The 759-nt window shown below is 58.0% G+C and carries 2 protein-coding genes and 1 pseudogene; 1 reads left to right on the top strand and 2 read right to left on the bottom strand.

What is annotated here, in order from left to right; all coding sequences use genetic code 11:
• Nucleotides 1–355: pseudogene (locus ACOCD2_RS23560) on the bottom strand (hypothetical protein); the annotation flags it as partial.
• Nucleotides 321–458, bottom strand: a complete 138-nt coding sequence (locus tag ACOCD2_RS23555; protein WP_294031356.1) for a sigma factor-like helix-turn-helix DNA-binding protein — start codon at nucleotides 456–458, stop codon at nucleotides 321–323. The pseudogene ACOCD2_RS23560 and the gene ACOCD2_RS23555, both read right to left, overlap by 35 nt.
• An 84-nt stretch (nucleotides 459–542) precedes the next feature.
• Between ACOCD2_RS23555 and ACOCD2_RS23550 the strand changes: the two genes are divergently transcribed.
• Nucleotides 543–759 (top strand): hypothetical protein (locus ACOCD2_RS23550; RefSeq protein WP_419626249.1); only part of this gene is annotated, 217 nt, incomplete at its 3' end.

Genomic DNA, 759 nt, shown 5'->3' with positions numbered 1-759 from the left:
AGTTGTTGCGTAGTGCTGGGTGACCAGGACGGCTGGGGCACCAATAGGTTGTCAAAGGCCGAGTCGATTTTGGGGACTGGGATGTCCCAAAATCTATCACGAGGCCGAAGACACGCTTGTTATCCCGCCACTGGCGGTACAGTGCGCAGAAGCGACTGTAACGATAAGCCTGCGTCTCGTAGCGGGCGACATACTCGGCCCACAGCAACTGCAGGGTCACCCCTTTGCGCTTGAGTTCCTGGTGGATCTGGAAGCAATCGGGCGGAACGTAACGCTGGGGTTTCTCCTGCGCCGGGAACAACAGGGCCTCCAGCGCGGCCTCATCCACATCGTCGGCCAAAGGCCAGGTGTACATACTTGTAGACCGCACCCTTGGATAACTGGCAAGCCCGGGCGATCTTGTCGTGGCTCAGTTGGGCCTCATACTTGAGGCGGAGTACTTCGATGATTTTCTTCATTGGAATCCTCGCGGTCGGCATGGCTCGTCTCCTGCAGGCAAAAAACGAGGGGTATGCCGGATAAAATGAAAGAATTCCAGTGCGTTGGGTGAGATTACACGGATCGTGACCGGGGTTTCCATCATCGTGACCGAAGATTCCAAGGAAAACCCTGGAATCGGTCACGTTCGTTTGGAATCGGCGGTCACGTTGGGGTGGAATACGCAGCAAGGCGCGCCGGGAAAACAGTGCGGCCTCGCGGCTACTGGGGACTACCAGCCTTCGCTTCGCTCTCCATGGCTGGCAGCGGTTGTGGCCCCCG

The organism is Thiolapillus sp. (assembly GCF_048562965.1).
Taxonomy (GTDB): domain Bacteria; phylum Pseudomonadota; class Gammaproteobacteria; order Chromatiales; family Chromatiaceae; genus Thiolapillus; species Thiolapillus brandeum_A.
This window is presented reverse-complemented; position numbering and strand designations above follow the sequence as displayed.